The organism is Bacillus sp. GB_SG_008 (genome assembly GCF_052038115.1).
Classification (GTDB): domain Bacteria; phylum Bacillota; class Bacilli; order Bacillales; family Bacillaceae_G; genus Bacillus_A; species Bacillus_A rhizoplanae.
This window is the reverse complement of the sequence record NZ_JBPZSK010000001.1, coordinates 380290-402880: the sequence shown is the minus strand read 5'-3', so window position 1 is coordinate 402880 and position 22591 is coordinate 380290. Positions and strand designations below refer to the sequence as shown.

Annotated in this window: 17 protein-coding genes and 1 other annotated feature; of the genes, 2 read left to right on the top strand and 15 right to left on the bottom strand. The window is 39.3% G+C overall.

Going from position 1 to position 22591, the window contains the following annotated elements; all coding sequences use genetic code 11:
* Positions 1–44 precede the first annotated feature (44 nt).
* The 5 genes from recD2 to cymR all read right to left on the bottom strand — a co-directional run bounded on the left by recD2 (position 45) and on the right by cymR (position 5893).
* Positions 45–2375: an SF1B family DNA helicase RecD2 gene (recD2, locus tag ACTDJC_RS01910; RefSeq protein WP_440602537.1), complete on the bottom strand. Its 2331-nt coding sequence runs from the start codon at positions 2373–2375 to the stop codon at positions 45–47.
* Positions 2376–2394: 19 nt separating this feature from the next.
* Positions 2395–3051: a tetratricopeptide repeat protein gene (locus tag ACTDJC_RS01905; protein WP_253630479.1), complete on the bottom strand. Its 657-nt coding sequence runs from the start codon at positions 3049–3051 to the stop codon at positions 2395–2397.
* 112 nt (positions 3052–3163) lie between these two features.
* Positions 3164–4279: a tRNA 2-thiouridine(34) synthase MnmA gene (mnmA, locus tag ACTDJC_RS01900; protein ID WP_098307979.1), complete on the bottom strand. Its 1116-nt coding sequence runs from the start codon at positions 4277–4279 to the stop codon at positions 3164–3166.
* Between the two features lie 16 nt (positions 4280–4295).
* Positions 4296–5441: a cysteine desulfurase family protein gene (locus tag ACTDJC_RS01895; RefSeq protein WP_440602536.1), complete on the bottom strand. Its 1146-nt coding sequence runs from the start codon at positions 5439–5441 to the stop codon at positions 4296–4298.
* Between the two features lie 35 nt (positions 5442–5476).
* Complete coding sequence (gene cymR, locus ACTDJC_RS01890) at positions 5477–5893, bottom strand: cysteine metabolism transcriptional regulator CymR (RefSeq protein WP_090916825.1); 417 nt, start codon at positions 5891–5893, stop codon at positions 5477–5479.
* 621 nt (positions 5894–6514) lie between these two features.
* Between cymR and ACTDJC_RS01885 the strand changes: the two genes are divergently transcribed.
* Positions 6515–7792 carry a replication-associated recombination protein A gene (locus ACTDJC_RS01885; protein ID WP_440602535.1) on the top strand — a complete coding sequence of 426 codons (1278 nt, stop codon included), beginning with the start codon at positions 6515–6517 and terminating at the stop codon, positions 7790–7792.
* A 46-nt stretch (positions 7793–7838) separates the two neighbouring features.
* Complete coding sequence (locus ACTDJC_RS01880; RefSeq protein WP_253630482.1) at positions 7839–8480, top strand: RsfA family transcriptional regulator; 642 nt, start codon at positions 7839–7841, stop codon at positions 8478–8480.
* A 30-nt stretch (positions 8481–8510) separates the two neighbouring features.
* On the opposite strand, the gene ACTDJC_RS01875 is transcribed toward ACTDJC_RS01880, so the two are convergent.
* The 10 genes from ACTDJC_RS01875 to secDF form a co-directional block, all read right to left on the bottom strand.
* A complete protein-coding gene (locus ACTDJC_RS01875; protein WP_098307987.1) occupies positions 8511–9278 on the bottom strand; it encodes a tRNA threonylcarbamoyladenosine dehydratase in 768 nt (255 codons plus the stop codon).
* Positions 9279–9410: 132 nt separating this feature from the next.
* Positions 9411–11186 carry an aspartate--tRNA ligase gene (aspS, locus tag ACTDJC_RS01870; protein WP_253630483.1) on the bottom strand — a complete coding sequence of 592 codons (1776 nt, stop codon included), beginning with the start codon at positions 11184–11186 and terminating at the stop codon, positions 9411–9413.
* Between the two features lie 12 nt (positions 11187–11198).
* Entirely contained in the window at positions 11199–12470 is a 1272-nt protein-coding gene (gene hisS, locus ACTDJC_RS01865; protein ID WP_098307991.1) for a histidine--tRNA ligase, read from the bottom strand.
* A gap of 67 nt (positions 12471–12537) precedes the next feature.
* Positions 12538–12767 (bottom strand) — a binding site (T-box leader).
* Positions 12768–12836: 69 nt separating this feature from the next.
* Positions 12837–13013 carry a hypothetical protein gene (locus ACTDJC_RS01860; RefSeq protein WP_098307993.1) on the bottom strand — a complete coding sequence of 59 codons (177 nt, stop codon included), beginning with the start codon at positions 13011–13013 and terminating at the stop codon, positions 12837–12839.
* A gap of 182 nt (positions 13014–13195) precedes the next feature.
* The gene (dtd, locus tag ACTDJC_RS01855; protein ID WP_098307995.1) at positions 13196–13636 is read right to left on the bottom strand and encodes a D-aminoacyl-tRNA deacylase; all 441 of its coding nucleotides are present in this window, start codon (positions 13634–13636) and stop codon (positions 13196–13198) included.
* Between the two features lie 16 nt (positions 13637–13652).
* Positions 13653–15833 carry a GTP diphosphokinase gene (gene relA / locus ACTDJC_RS01850; RefSeq protein ID WP_253630485.1) on the bottom strand — a complete coding sequence of 727 codons (2181 nt, stop codon included), beginning with the start codon at positions 15831–15833 and terminating at the stop codon, positions 13653–13655.
* Positions 15834–16038: 205 nt separating this feature from the next.
* Positions 16039–16551, bottom strand: a complete 513-nt coding sequence (locus tag ACTDJC_RS01845; RefSeq protein ID WP_253630486.1) for an adenine phosphoribosyltransferase — start codon at positions 16549–16551, stop codon at positions 16039–16041.
* Between the two features lie 47 nt (positions 16552–16598).
* Positions 16599–18938 carry a single-stranded-DNA-specific exonuclease RecJ gene (recJ, locus tag ACTDJC_RS01840; RefSeq protein WP_098308001.1) on the bottom strand — a complete coding sequence of 780 codons (2340 nt, stop codon included), beginning with the start codon at positions 18936–18938 and terminating at the stop codon, positions 16599–16601.
* A gap of 372 nt (positions 18939–19310) precedes the next feature.
* Positions 19311–20204, bottom strand: a complete 894-nt coding sequence (locus ACTDJC_RS01835; protein WP_098308003.1) for a cation diffusion facilitator family transporter — start codon at positions 20202–20204, stop codon at positions 19311–19313.
* A 106-nt stretch (positions 20205–20310) separates the two neighbouring features.
* Positions 20311–22575: a protein translocase subunit SecDF gene (gene secDF / locus ACTDJC_RS01830; protein WP_440602534.1), complete on the bottom strand. Its 2265-nt coding sequence runs from the start codon at positions 22573–22575 to the stop codon at positions 20311–20313.
* Positions 22576–22591 lie beyond the last annotated feature (16 nt).

The following is a 22591-nucleotide window of genomic DNA, read 5'->3' as shown; positions in this document are numbered from 1 at the left end:
TTATACATGAGAAGAACTGCATTACACTATATAATTTCACCTCGTTACATAAAATCATACGGTGAAATGTTTTCCACATCGAGACCCTCTTCTGTCACAATCTCAGTTGCTTCTGTTTTTCCTTGTAACCTGTCGCATAATGTTGTTTGACGAAGTGCATCATCAAGTCGGTTTACACCAGATTGAAACGCCGATTCCTCTCCGCACATAATTAAAAACTTTTTGCTGCGTGTAATCCCTGTATAAATTAAATTGCGGCGCAGCATGCGATAATAACTTTTCACAACAGGCATAATCACAATCGGAAATTCGCTTCCTTGTGATTTATGAATGGAACAGCAATACGCATGTGTAATTTGATTTAAATCTGCTTTTATATACGTTACTTCAATACCGTCAAAAGAAACAACAACCATATCTTGCTGTTCTACATTTTCTTTCGCATAAAAGACCGATACAATTTCTCCAATATCGCCGTTAAACACTTGACTTTCCGGCTGATTAACAAGTTGAAGCACTTTATCTCCCACTCTGTACACAACCTCGCCATATGCAATTTCACGACTTTTTTCTTTTTTCGGATTAAACACTTCTTGCAACGCTTCATTTAAGATATTAATACCCGCTGGCCCCTTGTACATAGGAGCTAACACTTGTACATCACGCGCACTAAATCCTTTTGTTTTTGCGTTTTCACACACTTGCTTAACAACCTCAACAATTTGCGTACTTGCACACGCAATAAATGAACGATCTTTTTTGTTCTGTGTTACATCAGGAGGTAACACACCCTTCTTAATTGCATGGGCAAGTTGAATAACAGATGAACCTTCCGCTTGTCTATATATTTCCGTAAGCTTTACCGTCGGAATAACGTTCGACTCTAATAGATCTTTCAACACTTGTCCAGGACCAACAGATGGTAATTGATCTTCATCTCCAACGATGATGACTTGAATGGTGGATGGCAATGATTTGAACAATTGATTCGCAAGCCAAATATCAACCATGGAAAACTCATCAATAATGAGTAATTTTCCTTGAACAGGATCATGCTCATTACGCTGAAACGACCCTTCCGGTGTCCATCCAAGCAGACGATGAATGGTACAAGCAGGCAAGCCTGTTGATTCACTCATTCGTTTTGCTGCACGGCCCGTCGGCGCTGTTAATAAAATAGGGAACGGATTGTCATCACTATAATCCTTCGGGTCTAGTGATAAGCCATGAAGAGAAGCATACATTTCTACAATCCCTTTAATAACAGTTGTCTTTCCTGTACCAGGCCCTCCTGTTAAAATCATCATCGGTTTATGAAGAGCTGTTTGAATACCTTCTTGCTGAAGCGGTGCATATTGCACTCCGAGCTGTTCTTCAATTTTCCCAAGCGTTAACAATAATTCCGATTCAGGAAACGAAGGAAGCTCTTCTTGCGTAAGCAAACGATGAATAGAGGCAACAACACCTTTTTCGGAATAATACAAGGAAGCTAAATACACACGCTCATCTTCTATAATCACTTTGCCTTCCCCTTGCATCATTTCCGCGCATTGCAATACATCTTCTTCTGTAACAGCCGTTTCTTGCTTATTTAATAGCTCCATTGTTTGTTGCACTAACTGGTCTTTGTTCATATATACATGACCTTCTTGCAGCGAAACGTGCTCTAATGTGTAAAAACATCCCGCACGTACACGATCAGCATGATTACCAGAAATGCCAAGCGCTCGTCCAATATCATCAGCTCGTCCGAAACCAATACCATCTACCGCTTCAATGAGCTGATACGGATTATTCCGAATGACTTCAAGCGTCATTTCTTTATACTGTTGATAAATTTTAATAGAAAGTTTCGTTCCAAATCCATAACCACTTAGAAAGCTCATCACTTTTTCAAGACCTTGATGTTCAATAATCGTATCGTATATTTCCTGCGCTTTTTGCTTATTTACAATTCCGTCCAAAGCTGCGGGATCATCCATAATTTTCGAAATCGCATGTTCACCAAGATGATCAACAATCTTTTCAGCCGTTCGTTTCCCAATTCCTTTAAATAAATCGCTCGCTAAATATTGCACCATTCCTGTTTTTGTTTGCGGCAATTCTTTTTTAAACGTTTCAATATGATATTGTTTCCCATACTTCGCGTGATCTTTAAAATGACCAGTTAGTGTAAACACTTCATCTTCATGCATCCGGGGAAAGTAACCCGTTATCATAACTTTTTTTTCGTCATATGTTTCATTCGTTTCAATAATTTTCATACTGACAACGGAATAGAGGTTTTCTTCGTTGTGGAAAATGGTATGAAGAACTTGTGCTTTTATAAACTTCTGCTCTTCCTCAAACAAATCCATTGCATGTTGATTTCCCATCGTTCCCCTCCTTTCCGGTTTATACGTCTTGCTCTAATAAACGAATACCGTTACCTGCTAAAAAATGATCTGGTTGAATAGCTACAGCTTTCTTAAACATTGCCAGCGCCTTCTCACTCTTTTCTTCAAACGCATACGCAACACCTAAATTGTAATAGGCATCTGCATATTCTTCATCAAGCGCTACAACTTTTTCAAAATAAGGTTTTGCTTCTTTTACATGTTCTAGACGCGCAAAGCATAATCCGCATTGGAAAATGGCTTCAACGTCACTTTCATTTAACTCAGCTGCACGTTGTAAAAATGGCAGTGCTAAGCGGTCATTTCCAAGCTGCACATATGTAATGCCAAGCATAAACGAAACATCTCCGGTCTGCAGCCCTGCTTGCATCGCTTTCTCAAACGTTTCTTTTGCCTGTGCAAAAAGCTCTTGCTGGTAATATATATTTCCTAGTCCATAATACGCTGTAGCAGATTTTTCATCTAATTCAATCGCGCGTTTATAAAAGGCAACAGCACGCTCACTGTCCCCTAATACATCTAATAAATTTGCAAAGTTAATATAACCAAGTGCATCTTTTGGGTTTTCCTCAATGGCCTCTGTAAAATTTTTTGCTGCTTCTTCCCAGTTTCCTTCTTGCATATATTGAATGCCTGTTTCAAGCTTGTTTGACATATTCCTCACCTCTACAACAAATTATAACAAAGAATCTATTTTTACAACGAACAAAAATTCGCCTTTACTAAAAAGAAACCTCTGACCGGTACAAGGCAGAGGTTTTTCTTTCTTATCCTAAATAATCAAGTTTCTTACCATTACGGTATACTTCATCGATTGTCGCGCCGCCTAAGCACTCATCTCCATCATAGAAGACCACTGCTTGTCCAGGTGTAATAGCACGAATTGGCTCATCACAAAGAATTCGAATTGTATTCTCATCAACAATTTGAACCGTTACAGCGTTATCCTCTTGACGATAGCGGAATTTTGCTGTACATGTAAATTCTTTTTCTTTCGGCTTATTGCTTACCCAGCTTACATTTGTAGCAAACACTTCGTCACCATATAACAGCTCATTATGGAATCCTTGTTCTACATATAAAATGTTTTCTTTCAAGTTTTTCCCAACAGCAAACCATGGATCACCATTGCCACCAATGCCAAGGCCGTGACGTTGTCCAATTGTATAATACATTAAACCGTCATGTTTTCCTTTGACTTCGCCAGATAATGTTTGCATCTTACCTGGTTGCGCTGGTAAATAGTTACTTAAAAAGTCTTTAAAATTGCGCTCTCCGATAAAGCAAATACCTGTACTATCTTTTTTCGCCGCTGTTGCTAAACCTGCTTCTTTCGCCATTTCACGAATTTGTGGCTTCTTTAACTCACCAAGCGGGAACATTGTTCTTGATAATTGGTCTTGACCTAGTTGATTTAAGAAATATGTTTGATCTTTATTATCATCAACGCCGCGGAGCATTTTATACTCACCATCAATATACGCTACACGTGCATAGTGTCCTGTTGCTACATAGTCTGCACCAAGCGCCATTGCATGATCTAAAAATGCTTTAAATTTAATTTCTTTATTACACATTACATCTGGGTTTGGCGTACGCCCAGCACGGTATTCATCTAAAAAGTACGTAAATACTTTATCCCAATATTGTTTTTCAAAATTGACTGCATAATACGGGATTCCAATTTGGTTACATACTTCAATGACATCGTTATAGTCTTCTGTTGCTGTACATACGCCGTTTTCGTCCGTATCATCCCAGTTTTTCATAAAGATTCCGATTACATCATAGCCTTGCTTCTTTAATAGCATTGCTGCTACAGATGAATCAACGCCACCGGACATCCCGATGACAACGCGTGTTTCGTGAGGTAGTTTGTTCATCATGTCACCTCCTATATTAATTTTGTGTTAATCGCTTCACGATCTTCACTGTTTCGTACGCTGCCTTTTCGACTTGTTCTTTCGTATTCCCAAGACCAAAGCTAAAACGTACGGATGAACGTATTTTATCGGATTCTTTTCCGAACATCGCCACGAGCACATGTGATGGATCAATAGAGCCGGCTGTACAAGCAGAGCCGCTTGAAACCGCAACTCCTGCTAAGTCCAGATTCATAAGAAATGACTCAATATTCATTCCTGTAAAACTTATATTTAACACATGTGACAAGCTATGCTCGAAGCTTCCGTTTACCTCGAAAGTAATGTCTTCTTGTTTAAAGACAGATATCATTATATCTTTAAATTCCTTGTATTGGGCAATTTTTTGCTCACGAGTTTGCTCCGCTAACAAAACAGCTTGCCACAGCCCGACAATTCCCGGCACATTTTCTGTACCAGCGCGGCGTTTTCGCTCTTGCTCTCCGCCTGTTAACAGCGGTTCAAATTTCACATGCTGCCCTGCATATAAAAAGCCAACACCTTTTGGACCGTTAATTTTATGGGAAGAGATTGATAATAAATCAATGCCAAGCTCTTTTACATCAATTACTGTTAAACCGTATGCCTGTACTGCATCTGTATGAAAATAAGCATCATGTTCTTTTAATAAAGCACCAATTTCTGCTATCGGCTGCACTGTACCCACTTCATTATTTCCAAACATAATCGATACAAGAATCGTTTGATCTGTTAATGCCTCTTGCAGATCAGAAATACGAATACGCCCTGTTTCATCAACAGGTAAATACGTCACTTCAAACCCTTCCCGCTCTAACACATTGCATGTATGCAAAATCGCATGATGCTCAATCGATGTCGTAATAATGTGATTTCCTTTCTTACGATTTGCACGAGCTACGCCGAGAAGAGCTAAATTATCAGCCTCTGTACCGCCGCTTGTAAAAATAATTTCATTTGGATTTGCTTGGATGCTGCGCGCGCACGCACGTCTTGCTTCATCAACTGCATGACGGCCTTGGCGCCCAAAGAAATGGATGCTTGACGGGTTACCAAATGCTTCTGTCATATATGGAATCATCTTTTCGACTACTTCTGGGTGAGCCGGAGATGTCGCAGCATGATCTAAGTAAATGCGTTCCATTATATCTCCTTCTTTCCAAATCGTTACACACGGAATTAAATGTAAAACATATAACCACCGTTGTTTTCTTCTTCATAGCGTACTAAGTCTTCTAACGTTGTACTATCAAGAACTTCTTGTACCGCATCACGAACACGTATCCAAAGCTGACGCTGTGCGGGTTCTTCTTCATCCAACATTTCTACTACGTTAATCGGACCTTCTAATACACGAATGACATCACCAGCTGTAATGTTAATTGGTTGATCCGATAATACATAACCACCATATGCACCGCGTGTACTTTTTACAAGACGGGCATTACGAAGCGGCGAAATTAGTTGCTCTAAATAATGCTCTGATAAATCATGCGCTTGAGCAATTGATTTTAATGAAATTGGACCTTCTCCAAATTTTTTTGCAAGATCAATCATAATCGTTAAACCGTAACGGCCTTTTGTTGAGATTTTCATATATGTTGCACCTCTTTTCAAATCTTTCACTTTTACTTGGCTAGTTATTCTTTTATTTAGTAGGAAGAACACTCTCTGAAATCAAAATCCTTTGAAATTATAGCATAATATAGTATGATAAGAAATTTCAACTTTTCTAACAGAAATGATAACATATAAATATATCAAATAACTCGGAATTTATAACATAAAGTGAAACTTTAATCAGTGGGGGTTTTCTTTATCCCCCACTGATTATTAGCCCTCACCAATCGGGCTTTTACGGGCAGTTTATCTCCCATCTAACTTCTTTAGAAAAGCGGAAGCGGCTTGCTCAGAATCGCAGGGCGTTGGAGCCCCCGACAGAGAGGCGCTTTTTGCCTCGTCCGAGGGGGGCGAAACGACCGGAGATTCTAGCCGCTAGAGCTGGACAACGAAGAAATGCGGAAGTGGCTCGTTCAGAATGTGAGGGGGATGGAGCTTCTGACGTAGAGGTGTTTTTTACCTCGTAGGAAGAAGCGAAGCCACCGAACATTCTAGCCACTGGAGCTGGACAATGCTTTACCAAATTTTGAGGTGGGAGTATTACTGCCCGCGAATAGCGGGATAAACAACGAACGGTCACTGAAGGAGAGAGAACATATGAAACAACCACTCGCGCATCGAATGCGTCCGACCAATATTACAGAAGTTATCGGACAAGAACATTTAGTGGGCGAAGGCAAAATTTTATGGCGGATGGTACAAGCAAAGCATCTACAATCAATGATTTTATACGGACCTCCTGGAACAGGAAAAACATCCATTGCAAGCGCCATTGCCGGCAGCATCGGTATGCCTTTTCGCCTATTAAATGCCGTTACTCATAATAAAAAAGATATGGAAGTTGTTGTCCAAGAAGCAAAAATGCACCGACACCTTATCTTAATTTTAGATGAGGTACATCGGTTAGATAAAGGAAAACAAGATTTTCTTCTTCCTCACTTAGAAAGCGGACTCATTACATTAATCGGGGCAACAACAAGCAATCCATTTCACGCAATTAATTCCGCTATTCGGAGCCGTTGTCAAATTTTTGAGTTACACGCTTTAACAGAAGAAAATATTTTACAAGGATTAAAACGCGCTTTAACAGATGAGGAAAAAGGACTAGGAGAGTACAATGTAATAGTAACAGATGAAGCTCTGCTTCATTTTGCAAACGCATCGGGCGGTGATATGCGCTCTGCTTATAATGCGCTTGAGCTCGCTGTCTTATCTAGCTTTACAACAAATGAAGAAACAGTAGAAGTCTCACTTGAAATAGCTGAAGAATGTTTACAGAAAAAAAGTTTTGTACACGACAAAAGCGGTGATGCACATTATGATGTATTGTCAGCTTTCCAAAAATCAGTTCGCGGAAGCGATGTAAATGCAGCCCTTCATTATTTAGCCCGCCTTATTGAAGCTGGTGACATGCAAAGTATCGGCAGACGATTACTTATTATGGCATACGAAGATATCGGGCTTGCAAACCCACAAGCTGGGCCGCGTACGCTAGCTGCCATTGAATCCGCAGAACGCGTTGGCTTTCCAGAAGCTCGTATTCCGCTTGCAAATGCAGTCATTGAACTATGTTTATCACCAAAATCAAATTCAGCATATAAAGCACTCGATGAAGCCTTACATGATCTTAGAAATGGACACACAGGCGATGTCCCCTCCCATTTAAAAGATAGTCACTATAAAGGCGCTGAAACGCTCGGAAGAGGTATTGGTTACTTATATCCGCACGACTATCCAAATGGATGGGTTCAACAACAATACTTGCCAGATAAAATAAAAAACAAACAATACTATAAACCAAAGAAAACAGGAAAATTTGAACAAGCACTCGCTTCTGTTTATGAAAGATTGCAACATTCGTATAAAAGTGAATGAAAAGGGTAATATAAGCGAAAACGACATGAAATATGGGGGTTTCGCAATGAAAATGCGCCAAGATGCATGGACTGGAGAAGAAGATTTACTTCTAGCAGAAACCGTTTTACGTCATATTCGCGAGGGCAGCACCCAATTAAAAGCATTTGATGAAATTGGCGATCAATTAAACCGAACATCCGCTGCTTGCGGCTTTCGTTGGAATGCAGAAGTTCGGCAAACCTATGAAGAAGCTGTACAAATTGCGAAAAAACAGCGAAAAGAATTGAAGCGGATACAAGCAACGGAGCAAAAACAGCAAATATCACGCTTGAAGCCGAAGAAAACTGTCGTAATTGATGCTGAGTTTTCAGAAGAACTCAGCGTAAATCAACCATCGCTTACGATGCAAGATGTAATTTCATTTCTTCAAAACGTTGAACAAAACAATCCACGATTAGAGAAGTTGCAAACTGAAAACGAAACATTACACCATCAGCTCGAAAAACAGCGAAAAACAAATCAAGAATTAGAGAAAAAGCTTGAAACGTTGAAGAAGCAACAACAATCTGTACAAGAAGACTATGAAACACTTGTCAGAATTATGGACCGCGCTCGCAAGCTTGTTATATTAGACGAGCCAAAAGAGCAAATGGCACCGATTTTTAAAATGGATCAGAACGGAAATTTAGATATTGTTTCACAGTAAAAAAGAGAGATGCATAAGCACCTCTCTTTTTTACTCTTGTCCCACACGCTTTACTTCTATATCCTTCAAACGTTCACGTACGACATGACTTGCCATAATTAAGCCTGCCACAGACGGAACGAATGCGTTAGAGGACGGTGGTAATTTCGCTTTACGAATTTTTGCGTTTTCATCTGGAACGATTTCTTTACGAATATCTTCACGAATCACAATCGGATTTTCGTCAGAGAATACAACCTTCACACCTTTTTTAATGCCCTCTTTACGAAGCTTTGTGCGAATGACCTTTGCAATTGGATCTGTATGTGTTTTGGAAATATCAGCAATGCGGAAACGAGTCGGATCCATTTTATTTGCTGCACCCATACTTGAAATGATTTTAATTTTACGTCGCAAGCACTGTTTAATTAAATGAATTTTGAACGTAATTGTATCAGATGCATCCACTACGAAATCTAAACCATATTTAAAGAACTCTTCGTATGTTTCATCTGTATAAAACATTTCTAATGCGATAACTTCGCAGTCTGGGTTAATATCAGCAATACGCTCTTTCATTAGTTCTACTTTCGAACGACCCACAGTAGAAAGTAATGCATGGATTTGACGGTTAACATTTGTAATATCGACAACGTCTTTATCAACTAATACAAGACGACCTACGCCAGAACGCGCTAACGCTTCTGCTGCAAACGAACCAACGCCGCCAATTCCTAAAATACCAACTGTACTATTTTTTAATATTTCAATACCTTCTTTTCCGAAGGCTAATTCATTACGTGAAAATTGATGTAACATGCGTTCTACACTCCTATTACAAAAATGGTCTACCATGTATTCTAGCGTTTTTCCGACTATTTGTATAGAAAAAGTTATATACTCAAACAAAAAATCCTAGATGGAATTAGTATGTCCATCTAGGATTCGTTCTTACTTCTCTTCTTTTACTTTTAATTGTAAGTAAAGCTCTTCAAGCTGTGCATCTGCAACTGGGCTTGGCGCTTCTGTTAATAAGCAGCTTGCGCTTGCTGTTTTCGGGAATGCAATTGTATCACGAAGGTTCGTACGACCTGCAAGTAACATCACAAGACGGTCTAAACCTAATGCAATTCCTCCGTGCGGCGGTGTACCATATTCGAACGCTTCTAATAAGAAACCGAATTGTTCTTGTGCTTCTTCTTGTGAGAAACCAAGTGCTTTGAACATTTTTTCTTGTACATCACGCTCGTAAATACGAAGTGATCCACCACCAAGCTCATAACCGTTTAATACAAGGTCATATGCTTGTGCACGCGCTTTTTCTGGTGCTGTTTCTAATAGCTCTACATCTTCACGGAATGGCATTGTGAATGGATGATGCGCTGCGAAGTAACGATCAGCATCTTCATCATACTCAAGAAGCGGCCAATCTGTTACCCATAGGAAGTTAAACTTGCTTTCATCGATTAACTCAAGTTCTTTACCTAAGCGTAAACGAAGTGCTCCTAAGCTATCCGCAACAACGCTCTTCTTATCAGCAACGAATAATAATAAGTCACCAGCAGTTGCTTCTAACGTGCTCATAAGTGCGTTTGCATCTTCTTCGTTAAAGAATTTTGCGATTGGGCCTTTTAAGCCGTCTTCTTCAACTTTTAACCAAGCTAAACCTTTTGCTCCGTATACTTTTACGAATTCTGTTAATGCATCGATGTCTTTACGAGAATATTTGCTTGCTGCACCTTTTGCATTAATTGCTTTCACTTGTCCACCGCTCTCTACAGCACTTGTGAACACTTTAAAACCGCAGCCTGCTGCAAATTCTGATAGGTCAATAAGCTCCATCGCAAAACGTGTATCTGGCTTGTCAGAACCGTAACGAGCCATTGCATCTGCATATGTCATGCGCGGGAACGGTGCATTAATCTCTACACCTTTCGCTTCTTTCATTACTTTTGTCATCATGCGTTCCGTCATTTCTAGAATTTCTTCTTGTGTTAAGAATGATGTCTCAATGTCGACTTGTGTGAATTCTGGCTGACGATCTGCACGTAAGTCTTCATCACGGAAGCAGCGTGCTACTTGATAATAACGCTCAAATCCGCCGACCATAAGAAGCTGCTTAAATAGCTGCGGAGATTGTGGCAGTGCATAAAACTCGCCTTCATGTACGCGGCTTGGTACTAAGTAATCACGAGCTCCTTCTGGTGTGCTTTTCGTTAAAATTGGTGTTTCTACTTCTAAGAAATCTTCGCTATCTAAGAAATTACGAATTGTTTTTGTTACGTCGTGACGCATTTTAAATGTGTTGTACATAACTGGACGCCGTAAGTCTAAGTAACGATATTTTAAGCGTACATCTTCTGATGCATCTGTATCATCTGTAATCATAATTGGCGGTGTTTTTGCTGCATTAAGTACGTTTACTTTCGTAGCTTGTACTTCAATGCGGCCTGTAGCCATATTTTCATTGATTGCACCAGCTGCACGCTCAACAACTGTACCTTCTACATGCAGCACATATTCACCGCGAATTGTTTCTGCTATTTCTAACGCTTCCTTTGAAGTTTCAGGACTAAATACGACTTGCACGATACCTGTACGGTCACGTAAGTCAATGAAAATTAATCCACCTAAATCACGGCGCTTTTGTACCCAACCTTTTAATTGAACCGCTTGTCCAACTGCTTCTACTGTTACTTTTCCGCATGCATGCGTTCTTTCAGCCATTTCCTTTTCCCCCTATAGAGACTTTTCTGCTACGTACGAAGCAAATACATCTAACGCAACTTCTTCTTGTTCGCCCGTTGCCATATCTTTTAAATTGATAATGCCTTTTTCTAACTCATCATCACCTAATACAGCTACATACTTTGCACTTAGACGATCCGCTGATTTAAACTGCGCCTTCATTTTACGATCTAAGTAATCTTTCTCAACCGCTAAGCCAGCCTTACGAAGGTCAAAGACAATTTTCGCAGCATGATCTTTCGCTTTTTCACCAAGCGCTACAACATAACAATCAATGTGATGAGCAAGTGGTAATTCAATATTCTCAGCCTTTAACGCCATAATTAAACGTTCAATACTCATCGCAAAACCAATACCAGGCATTTCTGGGCCGCCGATTTCTTGTACAAGTCCATTGTAACGACCACCGCCGCTTAACGTCGTAATCGCTCCGAAACCTTCTGCCTCACTCATAATTTCAAATACAGTGTGCTGATAATAATCTAAACCACGCACAAGGTTTGGATCTTTCTCAAATGGAATGCCCATCATTGTTAATAATCCTTGTACTTTTTCATAGTACACACTTGATTCTTCGTTTAAATACTCTGTTATAGACGGTGCTGTGCTCATCAGTTCATGATTGCGATCTTTTTTACAATCTAAAATACGAAGTGGGTTTTTCTCTAAACGAGATTGGCAATCCGAACAGAATTCCCCAATGCGAGGCTCAAAGTGTGCAATTAACGCATCGCGATGTGCTTTACGGCTCGCTGCATCACCTAAGCTATTTAAAACAACTTTTATATTCTTTAAGCCCATGCCGCGGTAAAACTCAACAGCAAGTGCAATTACTTCCGCATCGATTGCTGGATCATTACTGCCAATCGCTTCAATACCAAACTGAACAAATTGACGGTAACGACCTGCTTGTGGTCTTTCATAACGGAACATCTGTCCGATATAATATAATTTTGTTGGCTGCGTAGCATCGCCGAACATTTTATTTTCCACATAAGAGCGTACAACCGGCGCTGTTCCTTCTGGACGAAGCGTTAAGCTGCGCTCTCCGCGATCTTCGAATGTATACATTTCTTTTTGCACGATATCCGTTGTATCACCAACACCACGTAAAAATAATTCTGTGTGTTCAAAAATTGGTGTACGAATCTCTTTATAGTTGTAACGACGACAAATTTCACGTGCTTGTCCTTCAATATACTGCCATAGTTCCACAGTACCAGGAAGGATATCTTGCGTTCCGCGTGGGATTTGAATAGACATATTCAGTTCCTCCTCATTTTTTCAATAATAATAAAAATAAAAAAACTCCCGCCTCTACTGATTCTACAGTAGGGACGAGAGTATAATACCCGTGGTGCCACCCTAATTGAAGCACGTATGCTTCCACTTTTTTAATAACGCTTAAATTGCGTTCAATCTCTACTAAGCACTAAACTGTTCAAGACGAAACCTACAGAGTGTCATTCGATCAGTCATCATGTAGAAATGTTTTCAGCCCCGGACATTTCCTCTCTTTTCATGTGTCTCTCATCTACTCTTCTCTATCATCGGTTTATACCATATGTAACTGTAATAAAACGAATTTGTTTACTACTATACGGTTATTCACAAATGTTGTCAAGGTTCTTAAGAACGGCCAAGATGTTTCTTTAATGTTTTCACATCTTTTAAAGAAAGCCCAAATTCAGAAGCAAGTTCAAGCGATGTATTTTCCTGTTCTTTTGAAATAAACTCATGGAAATTCACATTAAACAATTGATTCGCTCCGTTAGTAGCAGCTTTTCCTTTCTCATTCATACGCATATGTATATCCCTCACATTCAATAGTGGAATTCTAATGACTAGTGTTCCATGTTGATCGGCGAGTTATACTTACGAATGAAACGACTCCCTTTTCATGCTTATTTTTCGTCTAGCAGCAGTATTTCCTCAATTTCAAAATAAAAAAGAGAGAATATATTTCTATATCCTCTCTTCATTCCTTCTTATTTACTCTCTACAATCAACGTCACCGGACCATCATTAATTAACTGAACGTCCATCATCGCGCCAAATTTTCCTGTTTCCACATGCAACCCTTGTTTGCGAAGTTCTTCGTTAAAGAAATCGTATAAACGTTCTGCATAGTCAGGTTTTGCTGCATCCATAAAGTTTGGGCGTCTTCCTTTTCGGCAATCTCCGTATAACGTGAACTGTGAAATGGAAAGAACTTGTCCACCAACGTCTAATACAGAATGGTTCATTTTCTCGTTTTCGTCTTCAAAAATGCGTAAGTTTGCAATTTTTTCAGCGATATACGTTGCATCTTTTTCTGTATCTTCATGGGTGATTCCAACTAAAAGTGTTAAGCCGAAAGGAATTTGTCCTACAACTTCACCTTTTACTGTTACAGATGCTGCTTTTGATCGTTGTAAGACAACTCTCATATATATTCACTCCTAATTAATGCATCATGCGGCGCACCGCATAAATTTCTGGAACTCGTTTAATGCGCTCCACAACTTTTTTCAAATGCTGTAAGTTATGAATAGAAATAGACATATGAATCGTCGCCATTTTGTTGCGGTCGCTTCTTCCTGAAACAGCCGAAATGTATGTTTTCGTTTCTGTTACAGCTTGCAATACTTCATTTAGTAAACCGCGGCGGTCATATCCTGAAATTTCAATATCAACGTTGTATTCAATTTCTTTTTCTGGGCTGCCTTCCCACTCTACATCCAGCAATCTTTCTTGCGCTTCTTCTGTATGAACATTTACACAGTCTGTACGGTGAATCGATACACCGCGGCCTTTCGTAATATAGCCAATGATGTCATCACCTGGAACTGGATTACAACACTTCGATAAGCGGATAAGCAAATTATCAGCACCACTTACTTTCACACCAGAATCCCATTTCCGAATTTTCATCGGTTTCCGAACTTCTTTTACTTCCGTTATTTCTTCTTCACGTTGCTTACGGAATTTATCTGTTAAACGCGTTACAATTTGCGATGCGGTAATGCCGTTATAACCAACAGCGGCAAACATGTCCTCTTCGTTCGCAAAATTAAATTTCTCAGCAACACGTTTTAGGTTATCAGATGCTAATACTTCTTTCATTTCATACTCAAGGCCTCGCACCTCTTTTTCAACAAGCTCGCGACCTTTTTCAATATTCTCATCACGGCGCTGCTTTTTGAAAAATTGACGAATTTTATTTTTCGCATGCGATGTTTGAGCTAATTTCACCCAGTCCTGACTTGGACCGTATGAATGCTTAGATGTTAAAATTTCAATGATGTCACCTGTTTTTAACTTATAATCAAGAGTCACCATCTTACCGTTTACTTTTGCACCAATCGTTTTATTCCCTATTTCAGAGTGAACGCGGTAAGCAAAATCAATTGGAACAGAGCCAAGCGGCAATTCCATTACATCTCCTTTTGGTGTAAAGACAAACACCATATCAGAGAATAAATCAATTTTTAAGGACTCCATAAATTCTTCAGCATTCGAGGCTTCATTTTGCCATTCTAAAATTTGACGGAACCATGTTAATTTTTTCTCAAGCGTTCCTGTTGTGTCAACCGCTTGTCCTTCTTTATATGCCCAGTGTGCTGCGATTCCGTATTCTGCAATTTCGTGCATTTCTTTCGTGCGAATTTGCACTTCAAGCGGATCGCCTTTCGGTCCAATTACTGTTGTATGCAGCGACTGATACAAGTTTGCTTTTGGCATTGCAATATAATCTTTAAAACGGCCTGGCATCGGTTTCCAGCACGTGTGAATAATACCTAGAACTGCGTAGCAATCTTTAATACTATTTACGACAACACGAACAGCTAACAAATCATAAATTTCATTGAATTGTTTATTTTGCATTGCCATTTTACGGTAAATACTGTAAATATGCTTTGGACGACCTGAAATATCCGGTTGAATCGCCACTTCTTTTAACTTGTCACGAATTTCTGTCATAACTTCATCTAAATATTCTTCACGTTCGGCACGCTTGCGTTTCATTAAATTGACAATACGATAATATTGCTGCGGATTTAAATAACGAAGCGCTGTATCTTCTAGTTCCCACTTAATCGTATTAATCCCGAGTCTATGTGCTAATGGTGCAAAAATTTCCAATGTTTCATTTGCAATGCGACGCTGCTTTTCTTGTGGTAAATGTTTCAGCGTACGCATGTTATGAAGACGGTCAGCTAGTTTAATTAAAATCACTCGAATATCTTGCGCCATTGCAATAAACATTTTCCGATGATTTTCTGCTTGTTGCTGCTCATGTGATTTATATTTAATTTTCCCAAGCTTTGTGACACCATCAACAAGCATCGCAATCTCTTTTGTAAATTCACGTTCAATATCTTCTAACGTTACCTCTGTATCTTCTACTACATCATGTAAAAAGCCTGCAGATACAGTAGACGGATCCATTTGTAAATCAACTAAAATACCTGCTACTTGAATCGGATGAATGATATATGGTTCTCCTGATTTTCGGTATTGCTCACTATGTGCGGCACGCGCAAATTCATAAGCGCGCGCAACAAGATCAATATCATCATCTTGTAAATATTGCCCTGCTCTCTCCAGTACCTGTTCAGCTGTTAGTACTTGTTCATTCGCCATCTAATCACCTTTTATTAAAGATTAATAATCTCTTTCCTTGCCAATTAGAATAATTTTTATCTTACCATTATAACGTAATGATTGGGAATTGTGAAAAGGAAAAGATTTTACAGACATTTCACTTTACTTTTTCGATAAATATATAAAAATACCCGATCCTCTCAAAGAGATTCACGGGTACTCCATATGCTGCCATTGTTTACGATTAATATTTTTCTAATACTAATACGTCATAACCATCTAACATTTTACGACCATCTAAATAAGTAAGCTCTACTAAAAATGCAATCCCTGCAACAACACCGCCAAGTTCTTCTACTAACTTAATTGTCGCTTCGATTGTTCCACCTGTAGCTAATAAGTCATCTGTAATTAATACTCGTTGGCCAGGTTTGATTGCATCTTTATGAATTGTTAATACATCTTTACCATACTCTTTACCGTAATCTACTTTGATTACTTCGCGTGGTAATTTACCTAATTTACGAACTGGTGCAAAACCCACTTCTAATGCGTAAGAAACTGGACATCCAATAATAAAACCACGAGCTTCTGGTCCTACTACAAGGTCGATATTTCTTTCTTTTGCATACTCAACGATTGCATCCGTTGCTGCTTTATATGCTTTTCCATCATTCATTAAAGGTGTGATATCTTTAAAGACAATACCTTCTTTCGGATAATCCGGTACAATTGCAATATGTTGCTTGAAATCCATATTTATGAATCCTCCTCAAATATAAAAGAATTGTAAATACAAATCCTTTACCCTAACTGTTCTACTTCTTTATGATTACGAATCGTTTCAAACCATGCATATAATTGCTGATATGTGCTATAAACCAGTTCCTTTTCTAATTGTAAGTGGTTTATTTTCTCACGATACGTGTTTGATTCAGTTAAATCGCGCTTTTTCATTTCTTCTGCCATAAAAATGACACCGTCTTTTATTGTAACAAATTCTAACTCAAAAAACACCTGTGTCATGAAATTTACTGTGTCTTTTGACCAACCTTTATGACGACAAAGTTGCTCTCCGTATTGTCGAAGAGAAAATGGTGCTTTTTGATGTAAAAATGAATAGTACCATTTAAAATGTTCCCTCGTTGGAACCGTACTAAATAAATGATTGTTTTCTTGATAAAAAACAGTATAGATACGGTCTGGAAATCCTTTTTCACATATGCGCTTTAAATCCTCTGTCGCATTTGGTAAATCAAGAACAACAACATAACGCCCTTCTAATGTGGTCACATCTTTGGCGTGTACGAGATAATCTGTATACGCTTCTAAAGAAAACTTTTGCAATGCTTCTTCCTTAAAATACACGATTGTCAGTTTATCACGTGAAAGATCAGCTAGATTTGCTTCTACATTGCGCATGCTGCGCCAATCAAATAATTGCCAAGCTTCTACAGCAATATCTTGAATCATAATTTGTGGTTTACGGAAATTATTCCATTCATTAATAGAAGCTTCTCCAACGATCGACACGTGCGCTACAGGAGAAATTTCTTTTGCAAATGCACCAAAACCAAAACCAACGCTATCTAATGTTGCTTGGCCATCACGAAGTGTCATTTTCAAATGCGAACCATCAGAACCAATTGCACGAATACTTTCAAGACCTGCACCTTTCACAGCGATACGCGGCTTTGGGTTTCCAACACCAAACGGGGCAAGCTTTTGCATTTCTTCAATTGCAGCAAGCGTTACATCTTCCACGTCACACACTGCATCTACTACAGTGACTGGAATAAAATCTTCATCTGATAGCTGAACCGCAGCTTGCTCGTTTAAGCGTCGACGCAGTTCACTAACGTCATTCATACTAAGAGTCATACCAGCAGCCATTGGATGCCCGCCAAAGTGCGGTAAAATGTCCCGGCAATCTGATAAATTGGCATACAAGTCAAAACCTTCGATACTACGAGCTGATCCTTTTGCAGTCCCTTTTTCGGGATCAATACTTAGCACAATTGTCGGACGATAAAAACGATCTACGAGCTTTGAAGCAACAATCCCAATTACACCAGGATTCCAACCTTCTTTTGCAAGAACTAATACTTTATTCTCTTCTGGTGGATAATGTGCTTCCACTTCCGCAATCGCTTCTTCCGTAATTTGCTTTACAATATCTTTTCGCAATTTGTTCAGTTCATCAATTTCTTGTGCAAGTTCTTTTGCTTCTTCTACATCTTCTGACAATAGTAAATGCACAGCTGGCGTTGCATCTTCTAATCGTCCAACTGCATTAATGCGCGGTCCAATTGCAAACCCAACGCTCTCTTCTGTAATCTCACCTTGCGAAATATTAGCAACTTTGAACAGTCCTTGTAATCCTACTCGCTGCGTTGTTCGCAATTTTTTCAGTCCACGCTGCACGAGTAGGCGGTTTTCACCATAAAGAGGCACTAAATCAGCTACTGTACCAATAACAGCAATTTCTAATAAATGTTCTGGTACACTCCCAAGCAAAGCATGAGCAACTTTAAATGCAACCCCAACACCTGCCAAGTAATGAAATGGATACACACCACCATCTAACTTCGGATGAATGATCGCTAAAGCTTCCGGCAATTCTGGCGGCGGCTCATGATGATCGGTAATAATTAAATCAACGCCAAGCTCCTTTGCAACCTGCGCCTCGTGAACAGCTGCAATTCCCGTATCAACCGTAATAATAAGCGAGAAACCAGCACGGTGCGCCCAGCGAAACGCTTCTTCATTCGGTCCATATCCTTCTGTAAATCGGTTCGGAATATAAAACTCTACATCCGCTCCAAGTTCTTGCAATGCTAAAAATAAAACGGTTGTACTACTAACACCGTCTGCATCATAATCACCAAAAATTAAAATTTGCTCTCCGTTTTGAATCGCTTGGCGAATACGCTCTACAGTACGGTCCATACCTTCTAATAAAAACGGATCGTGAAATTCTTGCTGCTCTGTATTTAAAAAGTCCACAATCTTTTCTTCCGTATCTAAACCTCTATTCAATAATAGCGAGGTAACAAGAGGAGACAATTGAAGTTTATTTGCCAATTGTCCTACAAGCTCCTCATTATAATACTTTTCTTTCCAACGCGTCTTCGCTTGTAACAACGAAATCACCCCTTAATCCATCCATTATACTAGACAGACTAAGGGGTGACAATAAAGCGAAACTTCCTTTAGCGTTTTTTGCTAAAGGTTAGTTGAGCCAATCGGGCTCTTACGGGCAGTCCTTCTCCTTGATATACCCACATTCTACTGCCCGTTTGAGCGGGGTAAAGTGAGACTTCTATTTTTGGAGCGCCCTTTTCCAAAAATGGTTAGTCGAACCAATCGGGCTCTTAGGGACAGTTCCTCCTCTGCATTCACTACAGCTCTACTGTCCCTTTGAGCGGGGTAAAGCGAAACTTCCTTTAGCGCTTTTTGCTAAAGGTTAGCCCCGCCAATCGGGCTCCTAGGGACAGTTCTTCTCCTTAACCTACATTAATCAGGAGAATACGGATTAATGTGCACGAAAACATTTTGCACATTGTCTTGCTGCATGAGCACCTCTTTCACATGTTTACCAATGCGATGTCCATCTTCTACCGTAATGAGCGGATCGACAGACACTTTAATATCAACAATAACATAGTGCCCATGCTCTCTGGCATATAGCGAGCCTATTTTCTTTACTCCTTCCACTTGCATAACGGCTTCCCTCATCGGAACGATATCTTCCTCATGAAGTACATGATCCAACGTTGTATGAATCGCTTCTTTTCCAATATCCCAAGCCATTTTTATAACGAGTAAAGATACAAATAAACCGGCAACTGGATCGGCATATACAAGCCAATCCACCCCCATTTTACTTCCTATAATCGCCGCACCAATCCCAATTAAAGCCGCAAATGATGAAAATACATCCGAACGATGCTCATACGCGTTTGCAATAATGGCATCACTATTTATCCTTTTACCTAACTCATATTTGTAGCGAAACATCCCTTCTTTCACAACAATAGAAAGAAGCACAGCAATAACAGTAATCCAGCGCGGCGGCTCTAGCACTTGTGTAAAAGCTTTAATAGAAGAGATAACAATTTCAATTCCGACAACAAATAAAAGAACAGCTACAATAATGGCTGAGATAGATTCCGCTTTTCCATGTCCATATGGATGATCGTCATCAGGCGGTTGCTTTGCTGCCCGCAGTCCAAAAAGGACTGCTAACGAGCCAATGACGTCCGAAGCAGAATGAACAGCATCTGCCATAAGCGCCTTACTATTCCCAACATATCCAATAACCGCTTTTATAATTGCGAGCACAATATTACCGACAATTCCAACCATTGCTCCAAATTCCGCTTGTTTAAAACGTTCATCTTTTTCCATAACCGAAATCCTTTCTTTCGCCAACCTACACTTTATTTTATCCCCGAACAAAAAAGAAATGCCTACAATGAGGCATCTCTTTTTATTCAAACTTAAGTGACTTTAATTATACTTGCGGTTCAGACGTATTCACTTTAACTTGCTTCTGACTTTTTCCTTTTTTCAAGCGACGGCTTTCAAGCATCAACCAAATTTGGGATGCAACGAAGACAGAAGAATACGTACCAACAATTAAACCGACAAATAATGCAATTGAGAAGTTACGCAATGACTCACTGCCGAAAATTAATAATGTAATAACAGGTAGTAACACTGTCATGACCGTATTAATAGAACGACCAATCGTTTGACGAATACTCGAGTTCACAATCTCTTCTAAATCACTTACAGTACGAATTTTTTGTTTCTGTTTGTATAACTCACGGTTTCGGTCAAACGTAACAATTGAGTCATTAATAGAGTAACCGATAATCGTTAACACCGCTGCGATAAACGTCAGATCGACTTCTAGGTGAAGCAAGCTGAACACAATGATAATGAAGAATGCGTCATGTAACAGTGCTAATACTGCCGATAGCGCATATGTGAAGCGGAAACGAATACTCACATATAAAATGATAATAACTGATGCAATTAACACTGCAAAAAGTGCATTTCGCGCAATTTCTTTTCCAATTGTCGGAGAAACTGTACTTACGTTTGGTTCTGTACCATATTTATCATGGTAGAATGTTTTTACTTTCGCAATATCATCTTTTGATAGTACACCAATTGTACGAACAGCAAATCCTTTATTATCATTACCTGTCGGCACGATATCTTCTTTCTTCACATCTATGTTTAAATCATGTAACTCTTGTTGTACTTGTGAAACCGTTATGGCTTGATTTGTTTTAATGTCCATGCGCGTACCGCTTGAAAAGTCAATTCCAAGATTCAACTTAAAGATTGGTAAAATAATCGCACCTAGAATCATCACAACAACAGAGAACCAGAAAAACTTATGTCCAATATTAACAAAGTTAACACGGTCAAATTTCGTTGGTGCATGTACTACACCTTTTGATAACGGCATGACTTCCTTCGGTTTTACACCAAAGTAAGAATATTTTTTATCAAAGTAACGACTCTTAACAAGTAAGCCAAGTAAGAAGCGTGTACCGTATACATTTGTAAGGAAGCCGACGAAAATACTTACAATTAAACTTGTCGCAAATCCTTTAACAGAGCTTGTACCGTATACAAATAAGACAGCAGCTGCCGCAAGTGTTGTAATATTCGCATCTAAAATCGTTGATAACGAACGCTGATTACCTGCGCGATATGCTGACAACATCGATTTTCCGATGCGCAGTTCTTCCTTTAGCCTTTCATATGTAATAACGTTTGCATCAACCGCAATTCCGACCCCGAGCACTAGTGCCGCTATACCCGGTAACGTTAGAACCACATGCATCCAATTGAATACGAGTAACGTTATGTAAATATATAAACCAAGCATAATTACTGCTACAAGACCCGGTAGACGATAGAATACAAGCATAAATAAGAAAATAAGAGCTATACCAATTGCACTCGCAAAAATTGTTTTTTGCAATGCCTGCTCTCCAAATTTTGCTCCAACAGAAGTAGAGTATATTTCTTTTAAATCAACAGGAAGTGTTCCGGCATTTAATAAATCTGCAAGTTGTTTTGCACTTTCTACTGTAAAGTTTCCACCAACAATAGATACTTCCGCTTGATTAAATACTTGATTGACAGTAGCTGCCGATAAATATTTAGGCTTTGGCTTCGCTGCTTCTGCCTTATAAGAATCTTTTCCTTCTTCAAAATCAAGCCAAATTACCATTAAATTTGTTGGCTGCGGCATGCTAGATACTTTTTCAGTTACTGCACGGAACTTATCAGCACTCTTTAATTTTAGACTAACGCTTGGACGGCCTTGTTCATCAAATGTTTGTTTTGCTCCATTCGTCGCTAAATCTGAACCATCCATAAGAATGTTATCATTTACATCACGAAATGTTAATTTCGCTTGCGTTGATAACACATCTCGAGCTTGCTGCTGATCTTTTATACCTGCAAGCTGCACACGAATGCGATTATTTCCTTCAATCTGGATATTCGGTTCACTTACACCAAGAACGTTTACACGTTTTTCTAGTGCACCAACCGTACTCACAAGAGTGTCGTGGGTAATTTTATCCCCTTTTTTCGCAGGTTGTACTTCATATAAAATTTCAAAACCGCCTCGAAGATCAAGCCCGAGGTTAATCCCTTTTGTAATGTTTTTTGTCGTTGCTCCAATGATTCCTCCAATTAATAACACAACGAGGAAAAAGGCAACAATTCTGCTACTTCGCTTTGCCATATGTTTCTTGTTCCTC